Raw genomic sequence first — 17,870 nt, forward strand, 5'->3', positions numbered from 1 at the left:
AACGACCCGGCCGTCATTGCCGCCTCACGGTGGTTGCGCGGACAGCCCGGCTGCGCGCCCTGACCCGGAGGCGGCCGATAGACGGGTGGTAGTTGCATGACCGTTGACGGCCTGCCGCCACCAGATAACATAAGCGCAACATGCGACCGGCGCTTCCCCGCATGCTGGTCCCACTCCTGCCAGCCCTGGCCCTCCTCGCCTGCGTGGCACCGGACCCCTCGGCCGCGCCCACCAGCACGCCGGAACTCTACCGCGGCCCCGTCGCTTCGCCCACGGCCCGGCTTCCGGTTACGGGACCCCTGGCGACCTGGGAGGCAGGCAGGCGCCCCCCCGCCCCGCCAGCGCCCACCGCTGAGCCGGCGACGCCCACGCCTTTGCGGGCGGACGCGGCGCTTCAGCGCGCCCTCCAGGAGCTCCTGGGCCCAGAGGCCGAGCACTACGGCGTCTACGCCAAGGAGCTGCGGGGAAGCCGCGGCGCGGCCATTAACGCCACGAAGGTCTTCAACGCCGCCTCGACGTTCAAGGTCGAGGTGATGTTCGAGGTCTACAGGCAGCGGGATCTCGGCCTCCTGAAGTTCGACGAGCTACTCGAGGTGAACGCGTATTACGCCGGGTTTGACCTCGGCACGCTGCCGGTCGAGGTCGGGGACTCGATGAGCATCGCGGAGGCCCTGTTCTACATGATGTCGGTGTCCGACAACGTGTCGGCGGTGCTGCTCCAGGACAGGGTGGGCGCGAGCAACATCAACAAGACCATGACCGCGCTGGGACTGAAGAGCACGGGACTTTTCCCGGAGGGCTTGCCCGCCACGGCTGAGGACTTCGGCCTGCTTCTGGAGGCCATCGCGGCATCCGAGGACGTCCCGGAGAGCACGCGCCGGGAGATGCTCGACCTGATGGCGTCGGAGTCGCGCGACAACGGCCTGGTGGCGGGAGTGCCGCGGGGGACGCGGGTGGCGCACAAGACGGGAAACTGGCCGGACGCGACGAATCATGTCGGCATCGTGCAGGCGCCGGCGGCTACCTATGTCATCGCCATCCTCTGTGACCTCGGCTATCAGCCGACGTTGATCCGCGCCATCTCCGAGACGGTGTACAGGCACCTGGGCCAGGCCGCCCGGTAGGACCTGGCGCCTGTATGAGAAGCCCCGGCGCACCGATAGCGGCCAACGGTGAGTGGCGAGGACCGCTGGGAAAGGGGCCGTTCGGCCCCCGGCGTCCCCTCCCTTTGCTGCTTGTTCATACCCGTGGCCGTTCCTAGAATGGCCACCCAGGCAGCTAAGGGGGACGTTTCATATTCCTCACATCTAACCGCCGGAGCGCGGCCGCGCGAGACGCCGCCCGCAAAATCGCCGAAGCACGCCGCAAGGGCCAGGGGCTGCGGGTCCAGGACTGGGAGATCGACGCCGGCGATGAGGGCCAGGTGAGCCGCGCCGTCGATTCGATACTCGACTGGGCCCGGCACACGCTCGCCGGCTGCCGCCGGCCCTACGGAATCGACCACTTCGACCTGACGTTGGCCTTTGCGGCCGATAGCGACAGGCGTGTCCGCAGCCTGGCGTTCGACCGCCTGCGCCCGATCGACCTCTATCAGGAGCCGTTCCCGGAGCGTCTTGCCTCCGCCCTGGTGTCGGAGCTGACGGGCCTGAAAGCCTCGACCCTGCGGGTTTCGGCCGCTCTCTTCTCCTGGGGAGAGGCGGCGCACGCGGCGCTTCCGGCGCGGATCTAATCCAGGCCAGCATTCCGGCCGCCAGGCGGGCCCGCCTCGCTCAGCACGGGCCTAGCCCTCGGCGCTCTCCGATTCGGCCTCGAACTCGTCCGAACAGAAGATGTAGCCGATGCCCGTAAGCGTCTTGATGATCACGGGGTTCGCCGGGTCGTCTTCGAGCTTGCTGCGCAGGCGGAAGACCCAGACGCGCAGGTACTGAAGCTCCTCCCGGTACTCCGGGCCCCAGACCTTGCTCAGGAGCTGGTTGCTGACCATGACCTTGCCGGCGTTCGCGGCCAGGTGCTGGAGCAGCATCCACTCCGTCCGCGTGAGCTTCACGAGCTGCCCGTTCTTCCGCACCAGGCGGCGCTCGAGGTCGACCTCGACGTTGCCGGCACGGACGATGCTGGCGGCCTTGACGCCGTCCGTAACGGAGCGGCGGAGGACGGCGCGGATGCGCGCGCTGAGCTCTTCGGGGTCGAAGGGCTTGGAGATGTAGTCGTCGGCGCCGAGCTCGAGCCCGCGGACCTTGTCGAGGTTGCTGTTCTTGGCGCTGACGAGAATGATCGGCATCGTGCTGCGCTCACGCAGCTTGCGCATCACCTCGAGGCCGCTGATCCCGGGCATCATTATGTCGAGGACGGCAATGTCCGGCCGCTGTTCCTCGGCGATGCGCAACGCGTCCTCACCGTTAGAGGCGGAGATCACGCGGAACCCTTGGCTGCTCAACTCGGCGTCGATGAGCCGGAGAATGCCGGCCTCATCGTCGACACTCATTACTAATGGTTCGGCCGTCGTCATGCGAAGCGTCTCCTTGTCCGGTTGCGTAATGCCCTGGCGGGGTGGGCAGGCGCTACGGACGCCTTCCTGAACCTGCGGCGCGTAACGACCCGACTAATACTTGGCCCCGGAGCATCAATAAAAAGTGAACTGGCAGCCGTCTGAGGTGTCGAAAACGTAAAACGAGAGCCCGCCGGCATCCGGCAGGCCCTCTGCAGAGAACAAGACTCCCCGGACTCCTGCTACTCGATGAGCTTGATTACCCAGAAGAGCGCCTCGCCGGGGGCACCGGGGTTGGTGCGGAAAGAGGTCTCCGAGTAGTAGACCTCGGCCCGCATTGGGATGACGGTAACCGTTGCCTTTTCGTTCACGCCGCCCCCGCTGCAGGAGATGTCCACGATGTACACGGCCACGTACTCGACAATGGTGATGTCCTGCGACGACCCGGAGGCGCCCGGTGCGATTTTGACGACCGGGATGAGCCCGAACCGCGGACTGTCCCGATTAACGACATCGTAGACGCCGTCGCCGTCAGTGTCGGAGATGAAGACGTCGGCGAGCTTGTCCGTGTTTCCGTCGAGGCGATCCTCGAAGTATCCGCAGGTGTTGGCCTGGGCGCCGGTCAGGGGTGTGGCCTTGTCGCCGCGCTTGTAGTAGCACTGGCTACCGTTGACGATATTGTCGCCGTACTCGTCGTTACCGTTGTTCTGGCCCCTGCAGCCGGGCGGGTAGTTCGGCTGGGGCGGGTTGGGGTCGTCGAGGCGCAGCGGACCAGTGTTGCCGGAGACCCAGGTGTCGCCGCTGCTCGGCTTGGGCACCTTGATGACGCACTCATCGCCGTAGACGTCAGGATCCGTGTAGTAACAGATCTCGGGGTTCGAGGCGATGTTCGGGTTGTCATGGAGCATGCCGATGGGCAGGAGCCCATTCCCCCGCTCGGCCTGGCCGCGCCGTGCGGTGGCGCAAGCGTTGACGTTGCCGCTGGTGACTCCAAGTATGCGGCCGAAGAATGTGACCTGAGGGCGCCGTAGCCTAACGGTTATGGTGTCGTTGACGGACTGGCCGGAGCAGGTAACCCCGTACGAGATGCTCTGGATCTCTGACGACGAGACGCCGTTGCGCGCTCCCCACTCCCGCGCGCGCGTCGTGGCGGCGGAGGTGACAGGTAGCTCGCGCGCACCGGCGAGAGCCATGGCGTCGGCGTCGTTCTGAAGGTCGCGGTCGGCCCTGGCAAAGAAGCCCACGTCGATGGCGAGGGCTGTCATCCCAAGGACCACGGTGAACAACAGGGCTGCCAGGACCAGTATCTGGCCCTGTTCATCGCCACGTTCTGGTGCACTTCCCGCTCTGTTGAACATCACTCAAGCCTCATGTCGCTATCGGCCGTGAGATCGACGCGCGTCGATATCGAACCGCCGCTCACCATGCTCATGAGGGCGGACAAGGGCGTGATCAGGGAGTACTGGTGACTCACCCTGACAGTCACCGAATTGCCCGGAAGACCATTCGCGCCGGTCACCGTGACGCACGCCGTACCTGTGCCAGCACCGCACGTGAGGCCAATCGAGCTCGTATCTACGACGCGCTGCTTTATCTCCGCTTCCGTGTGGCCGACGGCACCGTAGCGGGCACCCTCCCGGGCGGCGTTCGTAATCGAGATCCAGGCCCGCAGGCCCATGCCAAAGTCGACTATGGCGAAGATGAGCACCAGGAAGAGCGGCGCGACGAGGGCGAATTCAACCAGGTTCTGGCCACGTTCGCGGTTGCGGCCGGCTTTCGCGCGCCGGGCGCCCGCGGCGGCGCCATGAAGCACGGGTGCGGACTCGGATTGCCTGAGCGCTGCGGTTGCCACGGCACCTTCTTGGCCGCCCGCTCAGAGTCCTTTCCTTCGGGGTCGACAGCCTAGAGTCGGTCCTGATCCCTGGACCGCCAACTAAAGAATCGGAAGGCATTCGCCGATCTGATGCCTTCAACCGATCTAAACGCGTAGCGCGGCCGAACATTTCGGCCTCGTGGGGCCCACATTCGAGGGCCTCCCTAAGATTGTCGGTTGACAGCAACCTGCAATCGAGGCCCTCTGCGCCGGTTTTCCTCCTTTGACCCCGCAACTCCTAGCCTCGGCCAGGAGGATGTCCGTGCGGCCGAGAGATTACGAAGGCGGGCGCGAGGCAATGCCGCGCGGGATCGCGGTGGTAATGACGATGGCGATCCTGACCTTGATCACCGGCGTCGTGATGGCGCTGGCGGTGATGGTCTGGCAGCCGTGGCACACCGAGGACCAGGGCGGCGGCATTCAAGGCGGCGGCGACCCGACGCCGGCCCAGCATGGGCCGCGGTGACGGGCCGCCGGAAGCCCGCGGCGCCCGATGCAGCCCTAGGGCGGGATGATGACTCCGTGCGGCGAGGCAGCGCCATTCAGGGCGGCGAGCTCGAGCGGCGAGAGGGCCTCCTCCGGGGCGAGCCCCAGGAGCTCGCAGGCCGAACGCACCACGTGTGCCCATGAGCAGCGGTTCACGAATAGCATGGCGGGCGTGCTCAGCGTACCGCCGGCGTTAATGAAGCCGTGCACTCTTGTGGCGCGACCCGTGTCGAGCGGCTGGAGCACGCCCAGGATGCGGTCCGGACGGGTGTGGCTCACGAAGACGCGCGCCTGTACCGACTCGGGATAGAGCCTCGCGGCGGCTTCCCGGGACACGACCAGCGCCTCCTCGAGGCCGCTGCGCGGTGCGCGAAAGCGGCCGGGCTCGATCATGTAGACGACGCGTATGCGCCTGCCGCCCTCGCGCAGCCGGAAGGCGGCCTTCAGGACTTCCTCGAGCTGGTAGGCGCCGACGGCGGTCAGAATGACCTCGGGGTCCTGGTCGGATGCCCACTCCAGCGCCAACGCACCCTCGCGCACCAGCGCCGCGGCCTCCTCCACGGAGAACAGGTCGGGCACTGACGCGGCTTTGGGGACGACGCAGGTCCAGACCTGGCCCTGCGTTTGATAGACGGCGGCCATGACGGACGCGGCGGTATTGAAGTCGGCGGGGAAGAGGACACGAGAGGAGGGCATGGGCTCGCCAAGCATGAGCTCGCACATGCTCGGGTCCTGGTGAGACTGCTCGTTCTTGGCGTTCTCCCATGTGTGTGACGTGAGGACTAATGGCATGGAGAGCCAGCCGGGGCTGCGGCCAGCTTGACGCAGGCCCTGGGCCCAGGTGACTTCCTGGCGGACGGCGCCATGCATCTTGGTCCCGAAGGCCTCATAGGTGACGACTATGCCGATGCCTCCCTTGTTGGCCAGCGCCGCGCAGCACACGGCTTCCTCGTTCAAGGCGGTCACCACGGCCCCCAGCACGCCCTCTGGCACTCCCGGCTCCGGGCTCGTCACACGAAAGAGCAGGGCTTCCAGGGTCTTCAGCATACGGTTTGACCGCATCTCGTCCGGGTTGCCGACCCGGGGCCGCAGATGCTGGTTCGCCTGGACGATGGCGAGGAATGACTCGTCGACTGCCGCCATGGGCGAGGCCCTGCTCCAGGACGCCGGGTCCGAGCGGTCGGCCGGTACTTCGCGACGGGGCAGGAGCGGCAACTCGCGGAGTTTCACTTCTCGCACCGCGAGGGGGTGGTCGCGCTCCGCTGGCCGGCCGCTTGCAGCATGGTTCCGGAGCCTGGCCGCGGCCTCGGTGAGCTCGCCGGGCGCCACCCAGAGTCGGTGCGCCGACTCGTTGAAGTTCGCCCGCGCGCTTGCGTCCCGTGAGGGGTTCGCGCCCAGGGGCAGGTTATGGGCGAGGTTGGTGCCGGCGCCGTAGAAGCCGAAGCCCTTCGGCGCGACCGCAATCCCGTAGGGCAAGCGCACCGGATAAGGGATCTGGCCGCGCTTCGCCAGTTCGCCCGCGGCGCGCAGTCTCTCCTCCTGCTCGATGATCGCCCAGGCGAATGCCGCGGGGTCGCGGCCATCGAGGACGACGGGCTCGAAGCTGTTGAGGCGCAGGTGGTCGAGGAACCAGTCGACACCGCCGATCTGGCTCATGGTCGTCCGCTGGTCGATGCGGCGGCCGTTGCTGATCATGATCGGCATCACCAGGCCGCAATCCTCGGCCCGCCACCAGCGCGGCGCCCAGTCGCTGCCGCGCTGCTCCTCGAAGGCGCCATCGCTCAGGAAGACCACGAGGCTCTCGCCCGGCAGAGGCATGTGGACATACTCGAGCTCGGTGAAACCCAGGTAGCCGCCTTCGACCATGCCACCCGCGGTATGGGCGTTCACGTGGCTCCCGAGGGGCGACTTCTGTTCGCCCTGCGGCGTCAGGCGATAGAGGTAGAAGTCCCGGACGTAGCGTGTGAGGCCCTCGTCGCTCAGCGAATAGCGCCCCGCGTGCTCAGGCGTCATATTGCCGAGGAGCAGGTTCAGGCTATCGATCGCCGCGACCGTGTGGCCCTGGCCCATGACCCAGGAGCGGGTAACGCCGCTGATCGCGTTCGCCGCCATGTAGCCCGCGTAGGCGGGCACCATGTTCAGGGCGCCGCCCGTGTGTCCTTCGGGCTCGCGCTTGAAATCTTCCGGGCCAAGGTCGCGCCCGTCGAGGTAGACGCGGTCGGCGTAGGTCTCGTGCACCACCAGCCACATGCCCGCGCTGGCGATGCGGTCAGTGGCGTGGAGGATTTCGAAGAATGCCTCGGCGCTTATCACGCCCCTGTCCTCGAGCTCATCGGCGAGAGCAAGGACGCGGGCGCGGGTTTCGAGCGTGTGCTGGATCACCCCGTATCCGGCTGCCCAGCGCGCCGCGCCAGGTCTTCGGCGAAGCGCAGCTTCGACGCGCTCGGAAGCCCGTACTTCGAGCACTTCATCCGCCATCCCGCACCTCCTGCCCCTGCAGGCATGCCCGGGCGTCCTCCGCGATAATCCGCGCCTCGTCGACGGCAACGCCGCAGCACAGCACGCGGGACCCCGTGCTCGAAATCACGGCGTCGCGACCGCGAGTCCGCGCGTTAGCGGTGGAGTCGAGTGAGAGGCCGAGCCAATCGAAGCCGGCGCATATGCGCTCGCGGACTGCCGGCTGGTTCTCGCCCACGCCGCCGCCGAACACGAGGGCATCCAGGCCGCCGAGCGCCGCCGCGTAGGCGCCGACATACTTCCGGACGCGATAGCAGAAGACCGACAGGGCGAGGGTCGCGGCCGCGTCGCCCGAGGCCTCCAGCGCCAGCAGGCGGCGGATGTCCCCGGACGCCCCGGAGAGGCCGAGGAGCCCGGACCGCTCGTTCAAGATGCGCTCGACCTCCTCCGGCGAAAAGCCGCCTTCCCCGGCCAGGAACGAGGGTATAGCGGGGTCGATGTCACCGGAGCGGGTCGCCATGACAAGGCCCTCGAGCGGCGTGAACCCCATCGAGGTGTCAGCGGGTTTGCCCGAACGGATGGCTGCCGCCGAGCAGCCCGACCCGAGCTGCAGCGTGACGGCGCGCAGGTCATCCCTGCCGGCTAGCCCGACAAGACGGCGCCACATGTAGCGGTGCGCCAGGCCGTGGAAGCCGTAGCGTCTGATGCCGAAGCGTTCCCGCAACTCCGCGGGAATGGCGTAAGTCGAGGCATCGGCCGGCAGGGCGGCGAAAAAGGAGGTGTCGAAGGTAGCGACCATTGGCGTCCGGTCGAGGCGCGAGCGCGCCGCGCGGATAGCCTCCAGCGCTGGGGCGTTGTGCAGCGGCGCCAACGCACCTGCAGCCTCGATCTCGGCGAGCGCCTCGTCCGAAAGCAGGACAGGCGCGGTCAGGCGCGGCCCTCCGTGCACGACGCGATGGCCGGCGGCCTCGAGGCCATCGAGGAGGCCACGCGATGCCAGCGCGTCCAGCAGGGCGAGCGTTCCCTCGCCGTACCCGGCGCCGGCGGCGACAGCGAATGCCTCCTCCGGCCCTTCGCCGAGGCGGATGACGCCGGCCGGCCGGTCGGGCAAGGCGCTCACACTGGCCGAGGCAAGCGCCTCATAGAGTCCATCGCCAAGGGAGATGACCGAGGCTTTGATGCTGGAGCTGCCGCAATTGAGGGCAAGTATGCGCACGGATGGCCGCCACCGCCGTTTCGACAATTATCCACGGGCTATGGCGCGTGCAAGCAGCCTGTCCGGGCAAATCGGGCGCCGAAGCGCTCCCGGCTCTCAGGACGCGCGCGCTTCGCCCTCGTGGTCATCGCGACGGTCGAGGCCGAGGAAGACGTCGCGGAAACCGGGGCAGACCTTCTCGAAGCGCAGGGGCAAGGCCGGATAGCTGGCCACCAGTATGCTGGACTTGCCGCGTTCGAGAAGGCATTGCCCCACGCTCGCCTCCTGCATCACCTCGCAACGGGCATCCTCGGCGAGGAAGGCGGCGAGCTTGAACATCAGCGCGCCCGCGAGCCGCTGCTGCGAGTGGTCGGCAAGCGACCCCACAGGCGGGTAGACGTTGAGGATAATGCGCTGCGGGTCAAGGCGCGCCGTGACCCAGGTGCCGTTGTCCAGCTCCCGGATCCAGGCAGAACGCTCTCCGCCGGTAAAGCCAGCCAGTTGAAGTATCTCGAGGGCCCTGGGGCCCACACCGTTGACCGTCGTTCTGCAGCACATGCATCGGTCCCTTCATCCCGTCCCCATGAGTCCAAAGTAGGGCCACCTGAATGAAGCTTGAATCCGGGTGTTACCGCCTGCCATTACAATCGCGGTACGAAGGGCAAGGCGCCCTCGAAACTCCTGGAACCCCCACAACGGATGCTTAAGCTTCGCCCAAGTCCCTGTTATGCGGCGTATACCCGTCAGCAGCCAAAGTACGCGTAATCGCGCGGCCCCCCTTTCCGCCGGAGGAGGACTAGATGACCCTCGAACAGAGCACTCGCACACTCCCGGGCAGTCCGGCGACCGGGACATCCGGCAAGCCGGAGGAGAAGGCACTGCGGATCCGGAGGGACGCCCTGCGCGCGCAGCCGGCAACGATCCGCTTCCTCACCGCTCCGAAGACCGAGAAACAATAGAGACAGCGCCTCGTCGTCGGCCTCGAGTCGTGATCATCGGCGCCGGCTTCGCGGGCCTGGAAGCGGCGCGCCGCCTCTCGCGTACGGAAGCGGAGGTCCTGCTCGTCGACCGGCGCAACTTCCACACCTTCACTCCTCTCCTCTACCAGGTGGCCACGGCTGGCCTGGAGCCCGACTCCATCGTCAAGCCCGTGCGCTCCATCTTGCGCCGGGCGCCCAACGTGCGATTCGTGATGGCGGACGTGGCCTCCATAGACCTGGCCAGGCGCCAGCTCCAGACAAGTGCCGGCAAGGTCCGGTATGACTACCTGATCGTGGCTACGGGTAGCGCCGTGAACTATTTTGGACAGGAGTCACTGTCGCGCTGGGCGCTGCCCCTGAAGGACCTCGATGACGCCATCGCGCTGCGCAGCCACGTGCTGGCTAGCTTCGAGGCCGCGGCGCTCGAGCGCGACCGCGAAGCCCGCCGCCGGCTGACCACGGTCGTGGTCTGCGGCGGCGGCCCTACGGGCGTGGAACTCGCCGGGGCGCTCCAGGAGCTGAAGCAGCACGTGCTCCGGCGGGACTTTCCCGAGCTGGCGCTTAGCGAGGACTCGGCCCGGGTGGTCCTTCTGGAAGCCGCGGACGCCCTCCTGCCCGGCTTCCCGTCATCACTCCAGGACGCAGCAGCCCGGCAGCTCAGAGAAATCGGCGTTGACGTGCGGCTTGGGAGTCCCGTCACCGGCGCCGGCGAGGCCGGCGTACGGCTTGCCTCCGGCGAGGTCATCCCCGCAGGCACGGTCGTCTGGGTGGCGGGAGTGCTCGGCGCTGGGCCGGAAGGGCTTGACCTCTCGGGTAGGGCCAGGCGCGCCCGCGTCGAGCCCACTCTCCAACTCACGGACGCGCCGGAGGTACTCGTGGCCGGAGACCTGGCATACCTCGAGGACGGAGGCCGGGCCCTGCCCATGATGGCGCCCGTCGCTATCCAGGAGGGTCGCGCCGCGGCCGAGAACGTCCTCCGGCTAATCCGGGGCGAGAGCCCCCGGCCGTTCCGTTACAAGGACAGGGGCCTGATGGCGACCATCGGGCGCACGCGGGCCGTGGCCTTTCTCCCGCCGCTCTGCTTGTCCGGCCCGCCAGCCTGGCTGGTCTGGCTGGCGGTCCACCTCTTCTGGCTCATCGGCTTCAGGAACAAGTTCCTCGTCCTGGTGGACTGGGCCTGGAACTACCTGCTCTACGAGCAGGGCTCTCGCGTGATCGCGGGGCCGGCGCGGCCCCGGGGCGCGAAGGAGGCAGGCGAAGCCAGGATTACAAACTCGTAAAGAGCGGTCTTCATTACGCATCGAACGCCTGTCGCGGCGTCCGGCGCGGCGCTAATATTTCGGGCGAAAGAAGGCGGGCCGCGGGCGCTAGGTGCGGGCCCAGGAGCGCCCTCCTGCCTCCACGAGCCTGGAGGCGCTCATGTCCACAGAGCCACTCATCCTTGCCGTCGACGATGAGCCGGCGATCCTTCGCCTTGTCCGCATCGAGCTCACCGCCCAGGGCTTCAGAGTCGCCAGCGCCACTAACGGGCCCGATGCCCTGAGGATGCTTGACGAGCAGCGGCCGGACCTGGTGCTGCTCGACATCCTCATGGAAGAGATGAGCGGCATCGAAGTCCTACGGCGGATCCGCGAAAGGGCCAACATCCCGGTCATCTTCCTGACCGCCAAAGGCCGCGACACCGACAAGGTGCGCGGGCTGGAACTGGGCGCGGACGACTACATCACCAAGCCCTTCCACCCGGACGAGCTCGCCGCGCGCGTGCGCGCGGTCCTCCGCCGGAGCACCAGCACGTCCGCGCCGGACAACATCGTCCGGGCCGGCTCGGTGGAGGTCGACCTGACGCGGAGGCTGGTGCGCAAGCACGGCGGCCCCGTGCCGATGACCCGCACCGAATGGATGCTCCTCGAGAGCCTGGCGGCGAATCACGGAAAGGTGATGCTCAACTCCGAGCTCCTGAGCCGCGTGTGGGGCCCGGAGTACCGCGACGACCTGCAGTACCTGAGAGTGTGGGTCTCCCGGCTGCGGAGCAAGCTCGAGGATGATCCCTCCCGCCCGGAGATTATCAAGACGCGCTACGGGATCGGGTACATCTTCGAAGCCACGGAAGCGCCGCTGGCCGCGTCCGCCTGAGCAGCTAGCCCCGGGCCAGCGCCGAGGCCGCGGGCCGCGCTTTTCGAGCCAGGAGCGGCGGTAGGAGTGGGCATCCAGTCCCCGGCGCTCGCCGGCCGCCCGCAGTCGCTACCGTAATCGACGGTCTCCGGCGAGCGCTTGCGGCTGTCGCCCAGCGGGGTCGCTCAGGACTCGCTCGTGCCCGCGTCCGCTTCTTCGGGCTTCTGTTGCTCGGCGTCGAGCAGGTAGCCGATGCCCTGCAGCGTCTTGATGATCACGGGGTTCGCCGGGTCCGGTTCGAGCTTGCTGCGCAGCCTCGAGACCCAGACCCGGAGGTACTGCAGGTCGTCGCGGTACTCCGGCCCCCAGACCTTGCTCAGCAGCTCCGTGTTCAGCATGACCTTGCCCGCGTTCGCGGCGAGGTGTTGTAGGAGCATCCACTCCGTCCGCGTCAGGGTCACGATCTCGCCGGCCTTCTTCACCAGGCGCCGGTTGAGGTCGATCTCGACGTCGCCGGCGCGCACGAGGTTCTCGGTGCTCGAAAGGCCGACGCTGCGGCGGAGGACCGCGCGCACGCGCGCGCTCAACTCCTCCGGGTTGAAAGGCTTCACCAGGTAGTCGTCGGCGCCCATCTCCAGGCCGCGCACCTTGTCGGCGTCGTTGTCCTTCGCGGTGAGCAGGATGATCGGGATGCCGCTGCGCTCGCGCAGCTTGCGCATCACCTCAAGGCCGCTCATGTCCGGCATCACGATGTCGAGCACCGCGATGTCGGGGCGCTGTTGCTCGGCGATGCGAAGGGCCTCCTCGCCGCCGCCGGCGGTCACAACCCTGAAGCCCTGACTCGAGAGCTCAAGCTTTATCAGCCTCTGGATGCCGACCTCGTCATCGACCGCGAGGATCAGCGGTTCGGAAGTCATCTATTCCTCCTGTACCGGATACATGGTACATGGAGACGGTTCTCCCCATTCGTGGCGTCCTCGGACGCCCGCCAGCCATCCGGTAGGCCGGCGCGGGTCAAAGTCATGATTGAACGCGCGCGATTCAAGACACGTTGACCGGCCTGATGGCGCTGTATCAAAGGCGTTAAGGTGGCCTCACGCCGTTCGCGCGCCTCCTTCGCCGGCGAGGCGGCGCCCACCGCGTGTTATTCGCGTGTAACTCGCCCGGCCCTAGGCTGACGGCATGAGGGCGGGCCACCGCGACGAGGGCAGCGGTGAGGGACAGGCGCGCAGGGCCCTCTTCCTCGCGCAGGCGTGCTATTACCTGGCGACCGGCCTCTGGCCCATCCTGGACCGCCGGACCTTCGAAGCCATCACGGGGCCAAAGAGAGAATTCTGGCTCGTGCGCACGGTCGGCGCTCTGGCGACGGCGATCGGGGCAGTCCTGGCGCTGGCAGGGGCCAGAAGGCGGCCCTCCGCCGAGGCGCACGCCCTGGCGATAACCAGCGCCGTTGCCTTTGCGGCGGTCGACTTGAACTACGTTCTCCGGCGCCGCATCTCGCCGGTGTACCTGATCGATGCGCTTCTCGAAAGCTTGCTCCTGCTCGCCTGGGCGAGAGCGCTCGCGAGGCGCATGCCGCTGTCACGGGCTGATATGGAAACCAGAGACGCCTGAAATTCGGCCATAGAGGCCGCTTCAGGGCTATTTAGCGCTGTCCGTGCGAGAGTGAGGGATAGCTGCTACGCAGGGAGGCCCATATGAAAACGTGGATACCGCTTGCGGGACTCGCTCTGGTCGCTGTCGGCGCCGTCGCGAGCGGGCGCCGCAACCTGGCCTGGGAGCTGAAGAAGCGCACCCACCTCGGGGCCTTCGAGTCGCACCACCACGAGGCGAAGCTACACGAGCACGAGCACGCCCACGTCACGCACAACCGCCGCATAGGCCCGGACATGGTCGCCATGGGGGAGTGGGAACACCTGACCTCAATGCACGCGCACGAGCACAACCACCCGGCGATCACGCATTCCCATCTCCCCCACGAGGACGCCGAGCACGAGCACCTCGGCGAAGCCCATATCCACGACCACGAACACCCGGCGGTCTCTTAGTGGCGGGCCATGATTAGCGTCACGCAAAGGGCAGCATCCGTGCTCGCGGAAGCGCTCCGGGCCGGGGAGGCGGGGCAAGAGGTCGGGTTCCGGCTGGTCCCCGCCCGGCCAGGGGAGATACTCCTGGCCATCGATGGGCCGCGCGAAGGCGACCGCGTGGTGCGGCACGAAGAGCGCACCGTCCTGCTGTTAGACGAATGGGCCGTGCGGGAGCTCGCCGGGGCCGTGCTCGACGCCGAGATTTCCGGCGACGGCGCCAGCCTGACGCTGACGGGCGGGAGGCGGCCCTCGGCGCGCTGGAACTAGCTCATCGCCGCCCGCGAGCCTGTCGCCAGCACAAAGCGCTTGCTAGTATGTAGTGGCGTCGCCGTGCTGGCGTAGCTCAGAGGCCTAGAGCGACCGGCTCATAATCGGTAGGTCGTGGGTTCGACTCCCACCGCCAGCACCAGGCACAATGTCGGCTGAGGACGCAGGAGCGGAGGGCCTCTGGCCCGGCTATGCGTTATGCCCAGTCCCTGTTACCATTTACGTTTGTGAAAACCTACGCACTCAAGGCTAGCGAGATCGAGAAGAAGTGGCGCGTGTTCGACGCGACGGACCAGCCGCTCGGGCGGCTGGCTACCCGCGTGGCGGTCGCGCTGCGGGGCAAGGACAAGCCCACGTTTTCGCCGCACCTGGATATGGGTGACTTCGTCATCGTCACCAACGCCGAAAAGGTGAAGGCGACAGGCCAGAAGCTGGCGCAGAAGCTCTACAGGCGCCACAGCGGCTACTTCGGCGGGCTCAAGGAGAAGACTCTGGCCCAGCAACTGCAGAAGCACCCGGACCGGGTTATCCGCGATGCGGTCTGGGGAATGCTGCCGAAGGGGCGCCTGGGGCGCCGCCAGATCCGCCACCTAAAGGTGTACGCAGGGCCCCACCACCCGCACGAGGCCCAGGTCAACGCCGGCCTCGGCAAAAACGCCAGGAAGAACAAGGAGACGAGCGCTTCGTGACCACCCAGCAGTACTTCGCCGGCACGGGACGGCGCAAGACATCCGTCGCCCGTGTCCGCCTCTACCCCGGTGCTCAGGAAGTCATCGTCAACGGGCGGCCCCTCAAGGAAGCGTTGCCCCGCCTGGTCCTCCAGGAAGCGGCCCTCCGGCCCCTTACCCTGACCGGCAACGCCGGCAAGTTCGGCGTGCAGGTAAAGGTGGAGGGCGGCGGCCACACCGGCTGGGCCGGCGCCATATCCCACGGTATCGCCCGTGCCCTGGTCGAGTTCGACGAGAACCTCAAGCCCCAACTGCGCCGCTTCGGCCTCCTGACGCGCGACTCGCGCATGAAGGAGCGCAAGAAGTACGGCCTGCGCAAGGCCCGCAAGGCGACCCAGTACACGAAGCGATAGCCGCTCCGGGCTGTCGGCTCGGAGGCCAATCAGCGGGAGTCACGATCGCTGGAACATCCTGGCCGGAGCGCGGACGGGCGGAGACGCTGTTAGCGTCGCCAGCACCCGGCCCTCCGGCCGGCCAGCCGACCAGTCGGCGAGCCGCCGGCTGCCCCGTTAGCCGCGCGCCAGCTGGTCCTTCAACCAGTCGATGTTCTCGACCTCCACGGGGCGGACCCCGAGGAGAAGGGCCAGGTAGTAGCTGGCGAGGTCCCCGAAGTGCACGGCGCAGAGCTGGGCGGCCAGGGGGTCTTGCTGCGGGAAGGTGATGCGCTGGCAGACGATGCCGGCGCGCTCGAAGAGCTCCTGTGTCAGGCCATAGCGCTTGCGGACGCGGGCGTGCAGGCCCTCGTGATCGAGGAAGACGGCCCGGGTGGAGCGCAGGATGCTTTCGGCGTGCCGAAGGCCGACCACCAGGTTGTGGTCGAGCTCCGGCAGCTCGTCCCAGAAAGCGAATACGTCGGCGTTCTCGTTGAGCTGCGTCCGCCAGCGGCGGGCGACCGGCGCCATGTAGCCGGCGCCGACGGTCAGGGGCAGCGCTCCCGCGAGGCCCCGCGCGAGCTTCTTGGCGTCGTTCTGGTCCTCGGGCGCATGCCAGCCGATAGCCTCCCGCAGCGCCTGCATCTCCTGGACGACGCCCCGCAGGCGCGCTTCGTCCGTTCGCACCAGGCCCAGCGCGCCAGCGACGACGAGCAGGCGCACGAGGCCGTGGCCGAAGGCGTCCCGGGGGACGTTTGGGTACTGGTACTGCAGGGCCGCCACGCCGTTGAGTCGCGCCAGCTCAAGCACGCGGCCGCCCGTGGTGATCACGAGCTTCTTTGCCGGCAAGCCGCGGGCGGCCTCGAAGCAGGAGAGGACTTCTTCAGTGTTGCCGCTGTGGCTGCAGATGATGACCAGCGTGCGGCCGTCTACCCAGGCCGGCAGTTCGTAGCCGCGCACCACGGTTACTGGCATACGGCTCTCGGAGAAGGCGAGCGCTTGCAGGAAGTCGCCGGCGATAGCGGAGCCGCCCATGCCGGCGACGATGACCTTATCGATTTCGCGGAAGTCAGGCGGCGGCTGCCAGCCCTTCGTCTGCTCCCAGGCCTCCCAGCACTGCTCCGGCAGGCCACTGATGCGCTCGTAGCTGCCGTCCTGGTCGAGGCGGCCGCGGACTTCCGGGTCGTCCAGTGTGGTCATCCGGCGCTCACAGCCCGGCCAGGGCCTTGGCGGCTTGCAGGAGCGGCTCGACGAGGCCCTTCTCTGTCGTCTCGGTGTAAATGCGCAGGAGCGGCTCGGTGCCCGAAGGGCGCACGAGCACCCAGCCCTTGTCGCCGAGCTCAAAGCGGAAACCGTCGACGGTGTCCTTGGAGACGACCTCGATGCCGGCAAGGCGCGTCGGCTCCGCTTCGGCAACGCGGGCGACAGCGGCGTCGCGGGTCGCGGGATCCAGATGGACGTCGATCCGGTCGTAGAAGTGCTGGCCGACCTTCGAGTACAACTCGCGCACCAGCTCCGAGGGCCACTTGCCCGAGCGGGCGATGAGGTCGAGGAACAGGAGACCGGAGTAGACGCCGTCGCGTTCGGGGATATGGCCAGAGAAGGCATAGCCGCCGCTCTCCTCCCCCGCCGCCATGGCGCCGACCTCCGTCATCTTCGGCCCCAGGAACTTGAACCCAACCGGGGTCTCGTGCACGTCGACGCCGTAGAGGCGCCCGAGCTTGTCCACCATGCGTGTGCTCGTCAGGGAGCGGACCAGGGGGGCGCGCAGGCCGCGGTACTCCAGCAGGTAGTAGCAGAGGAGGGCGTACGTCTGAAGTTGGTCGACGAAACGCCCGTGCTCGTCGATCACGCCCAGCCGGTCGGCGTCACCGTCGTTCGCGAGGCCCACGGCCGCGCGTTCGGAGACCACGCGCTCGGCCAGGGCCGAGAGGTTGCGGGCGATAGGCTCCGGCGAGGTCATGCCGGGAAAGGCAGGGTTTCGCTCGCCGCGGATCTCGATTACCCCCGTGCGGCCGCCGTCCAGGAGGCGTGCAAGGATGCCCGCGCCGGCGGCGTGCATGGCGTCGTAGACGACCGTGAGGCCTGCCTCGCGCAACGTCTGCAGGTCCACGAGGCCGCGGAGGCTCTCTTCGTACTCCGGCAGCGGGTCGAAGGTGACAACCTTCCCTTCTGCAGCCGGGGCGCCTTCAGCCACGACGCCAGCGCCGCGGCCGGCGAGACCCTCCTCAAGCTTCAAGGCGCCGTAAGCCCGGATCTGCGCTTCGTCCAGGCCGGCCTCGATGCGGGCGATAACTTCCGGCGGCGCACTACCGCCGGCCTCGGTCTTGTACTTGAAGCCGTTGTAGCGGCCGGGGTTGTGCGAGGCCGTGATGACGACGGCGCCACCCGTCCCCTTGCGCAGGACGGCATGACAGGCGACCGGCGTGGGCGCGGGACGGTCGAAGAGCCAGACGTCGATGCCTCGCGCCGCGATTACGTCGGCGGCAGCCGCAGCGAAGTCCTCGGAGGCGAAGCGGGTGTCGTAGCCCACGACCAGGCCCCGCGACGCCAGGCCCGCGGAGTGAAGATAGGATGCGACCCCCTCAGCGCAGTAGCGGACGTTCTCGAACGTGTACTCGTCGGCGATGATCGCCCGCCAGCCGTCCGTGCCGAAGCGGATGAGGGTGCGGTGGGGTGAGGGAGCCACTGGCCCTATCGTACCGCATCGGTGGTCATGGCTGAGGCCAGGCCCCAGAGTGCAAAGGCACAAGCGTCCTTACTTGCGCCAGCCCGCTGCCCAGGGCGCCGGGCCGGCGATGAGTGACCTGTCTACTCTCTGCTCTC

General features: G+C 67.8%; 20 protein-coding genes and 1 tRNA gene. 12 read left to right on the forward strand and 9 right to left on the reverse strand.

Annotation, left to right across the window (positions count from 1 at the left end; genetic code table 11):
- Nucleotides 1-140 precede the first annotated feature (140 nt).
- Nucleotides 141-1,124 (forward strand): serine hydrolase, encoded by a 984-nt coding sequence (locus VNN10_10280; protein HXH22408.1) that lies wholly within the window; start codon nucleotides 141-143, stop codon nucleotides 1,122-1,124.
- A gap of 299 nt (nucleotides 1,125-1,423) precedes the next feature.
- Nucleotides 1,424-1,729, forward strand: coding sequence for a hypothetical protein (locus VNN10_10285; protein ID HXH22409.1), 306 nt, complete (start codon nucleotides 1,424-1,426; stop codon nucleotides 1,727-1,729).
- Between the two features lie 51 nt (nucleotides 1,730-1,780).
- Here VNN10_10285 and VNN10_10290 read toward each other — a convergent pair whose 3' ends face one another.
- The 3 genes from VNN10_10290 to VNN10_10300 all read right to left on the reverse strand — a co-directional run bounded on the left by VNN10_10290 (nucleotide 1,781) and on the right by VNN10_10300 (nucleotide 4,340).
- Complete coding sequence (locus VNN10_10290; GenBank protein HXH22410.1) at nucleotides 1,781-2,509, reverse strand: response regulator transcription factor; 729 nt, start codon at nucleotides 2,507-2,509, stop codon at nucleotides 1,781-1,783.
- A gap of 221 nt (nucleotides 2,510-2,730) precedes the next feature.
- The gene (locus VNN10_10295) at nucleotides 2,731-3,846 is read right to left on the reverse strand and encodes a pilus assembly protein TadG-related protein (protein ID HXH22411.1); all 1,116 of its coding nucleotides are present in this window, start codon (nucleotides 3,844-3,846) and stop codon (nucleotides 2,731-2,733) included.
- Nucleotides 3,846-4,340 (reverse strand): TadE/TadG family type IV pilus assembly protein, encoded by a 495-nt coding sequence (locus VNN10_10300; protein HXH22412.1) that lies wholly within the window; start codon nucleotides 4,338-4,340, stop codon nucleotides 3,846-3,848. The genes VNN10_10295 and VNN10_10300 overlap by 1 nt, the downstream gene beginning before the upstream one ends.
- Nucleotides 4,341-4,623: 283 nt before the next feature.
- On the opposite strand from VNN10_10300, the gene VNN10_10305 reads away from it, so the two are divergent.
- On the forward strand, nucleotides 4,624-4,827 hold the full coding sequence (locus tag VNN10_10305; GenBank protein ID HXH22413.1) for a hypothetical protein: 204 nt from the start codon (nucleotides 4,624-4,626) through the stop codon (nucleotides 4,825-4,827).
- A gap of 35 nt (nucleotides 4,828-4,862) precedes the next feature.
- Here the strand turns inward: VNN10_10305 and VNN10_10310 are convergent, their stop codons facing one another.
- The 3 genes from VNN10_10310 to VNN10_10320 all read right to left on the reverse strand — a co-directional run bounded on the left by VNN10_10310 (nucleotide 4,863) and on the right by VNN10_10320 (nucleotide 9,057).
- A complete protein-coding gene (locus VNN10_10310) occupies nucleotides 4,863-7,325 on the reverse strand; it encodes a xylulose 5-phosphate 3-epimerase (GenBank protein ID HXH22414.1) in 2,463 nt (820 codons plus the stop codon).
- A complete protein-coding gene (locus VNN10_10315) occupies nucleotides 7,315-8,520 on the reverse strand; it encodes an acetate/propionate family kinase (GenBank protein ID HXH22415.1) in 1,206 nt (401 codons plus the stop codon). The genes VNN10_10310 and VNN10_10315 overlap by 11 nt, the downstream gene beginning before the upstream one ends.
- A gap of 96 nt (nucleotides 8,521-8,616) precedes the next feature.
- Nucleotides 8,617-9,057: a hypothetical protein gene (locus VNN10_10320; protein ID HXH22416.1), complete on the reverse strand. Its 441-nt coding sequence runs from the start codon at nucleotides 9,055-9,057 to the stop codon at nucleotides 8,617-8,619.
- Between the two features lie 242 nt (nucleotides 9,058-9,299).
- On the opposite strand from VNN10_10320, the gene VNN10_10325 reads away from it, so the two are divergent.
- The 3 genes from VNN10_10325 to VNN10_10335 all read left to right on the forward strand — a co-directional run bounded on the left by VNN10_10325 (nucleotide 9,300) and on the right by VNN10_10335 (nucleotide 11,612).
- The gene (locus VNN10_10325; protein ID HXH22417.1) at nucleotides 9,300-9,458 is read left to right on the forward strand and encodes a hypothetical protein; all 159 of its coding nucleotides are present in this window, start codon (nucleotides 9,300-9,302) and stop codon (nucleotides 9,456-9,458) included.
- Between the two features lie 29 nt (nucleotides 9,459-9,487).
- On the forward strand, nucleotides 9,488-10,759 hold the full coding sequence (locus VNN10_10330; protein HXH22418.1) for an NAD(P)/FAD-dependent oxidoreductase: 1,272 nt from the start codon (nucleotides 9,488-9,490) through the stop codon (nucleotides 10,757-10,759).
- Between the two features lie 139 nt (nucleotides 10,760-10,898).
- On the forward strand, nucleotides 10,899-11,612 hold the full coding sequence (locus VNN10_10335; GenBank protein HXH22419.1) for a response regulator transcription factor: 714 nt from the start codon (nucleotides 10,899-10,901) through the stop codon (nucleotides 11,610-11,612).
- Between the two features lie 164 nt (nucleotides 11,613-11,776).
- Here VNN10_10335 and VNN10_10340 read toward each other — a convergent pair whose 3' ends face one another.
- The gene (locus VNN10_10340; GenBank protein ID HXH22420.1) at nucleotides 11,777-12,508 is read right to left on the reverse strand and encodes a response regulator transcription factor; all 732 of its coding nucleotides are present in this window, start codon (nucleotides 12,506-12,508) and stop codon (nucleotides 11,777-11,779) included.
- Between the two features lie 265 nt (nucleotides 12,509-12,773).
- Between VNN10_10340 and VNN10_10345 the strand changes: the two genes are divergently transcribed.
- From VNN10_10345 to rpsI, 6 genes are all read left to right on the forward strand, one after another.
- On the forward strand, nucleotides 12,774-13,205 hold the full coding sequence (locus VNN10_10345; protein HXH22421.1) for a hypothetical protein: 432 nt from the start codon (nucleotides 12,774-12,776) through the stop codon (nucleotides 13,203-13,205).
- 83 nt (nucleotides 13,206-13,288) lie between these two features.
- On the forward strand, nucleotides 13,289-13,639 hold the full coding sequence (locus VNN10_10350) for a hypothetical protein (GenBank protein ID HXH22422.1): 351 nt from the start codon (nucleotides 13,289-13,291) through the stop codon (nucleotides 13,637-13,639).
- Between the two features lie 9 nt (nucleotides 13,640-13,648).
- Nucleotides 13,649-13,945 (forward strand): hypothetical protein, encoded by a 297-nt coding sequence (locus tag VNN10_10355; GenBank protein ID HXH22423.1) that lies wholly within the window; start codon nucleotides 13,649-13,651, stop codon nucleotides 13,943-13,945.
- Nucleotides 13,946-14,010: 65 nt separating this feature from the next.
- Nucleotides 14,011-14,087, forward strand: a tRNA-Met gene (locus tag VNN10_10360).
- Nucleotides 14,088-14,172: 85 nt separating this feature from the next.
- Nucleotides 14,173-14,634, forward strand: a complete 462-nt coding sequence (gene rplM / locus VNN10_10365) for a 50S ribosomal protein L13 (protein ID HXH22424.1) — start codon at nucleotides 14,173-14,175, stop codon at nucleotides 14,632-14,634.
- Complete coding sequence (gene rpsI / locus VNN10_10370; protein HXH22425.1) at nucleotides 14,631-15,026, forward strand: 30S ribosomal protein S9; 396 nt, start codon at nucleotides 14,631-14,633, stop codon at nucleotides 15,024-15,026. The genes rplM and rpsI overlap by 4 nt, the downstream gene beginning before the upstream one ends.
- Nucleotides 15,027-15,182: 156 nt before the next feature.
- On the opposite strand, the gene VNN10_10375 is transcribed toward rpsI, so the two are convergent.
- Together VNN10_10375 and VNN10_10380 are read right to left on the reverse strand one after the other, a co-directional pair.
- Entirely contained in the window at nucleotides 15,183-16,244 is a 1,062-nt protein-coding gene (locus VNN10_10375) for a bifunctional phosphoglucose/phosphomannose isomerase (GenBank protein HXH22426.1), read from the reverse strand.
- 7 nt (nucleotides 16,245-16,251) lie between these two features.
- Entirely contained in the window at nucleotides 16,252-17,733 is a 1,482-nt protein-coding gene (locus tag VNN10_10380) for a phosphoglucomutase/phosphomannomutase family protein (GenBank protein ID HXH22427.1), read from the reverse strand.
- Between the last annotated feature and the right edge of the window lie 137 nt (nucleotides 17,734-17,870).

It is taken from the genome of Dehalococcoidia bacterium (genome assembly GCA_035574915.1).
Taxonomy (GTDB): Bacteria; Chloroflexota; Dehalococcoidia; order DSTF01; family WHTK01; genus DATLYJ01.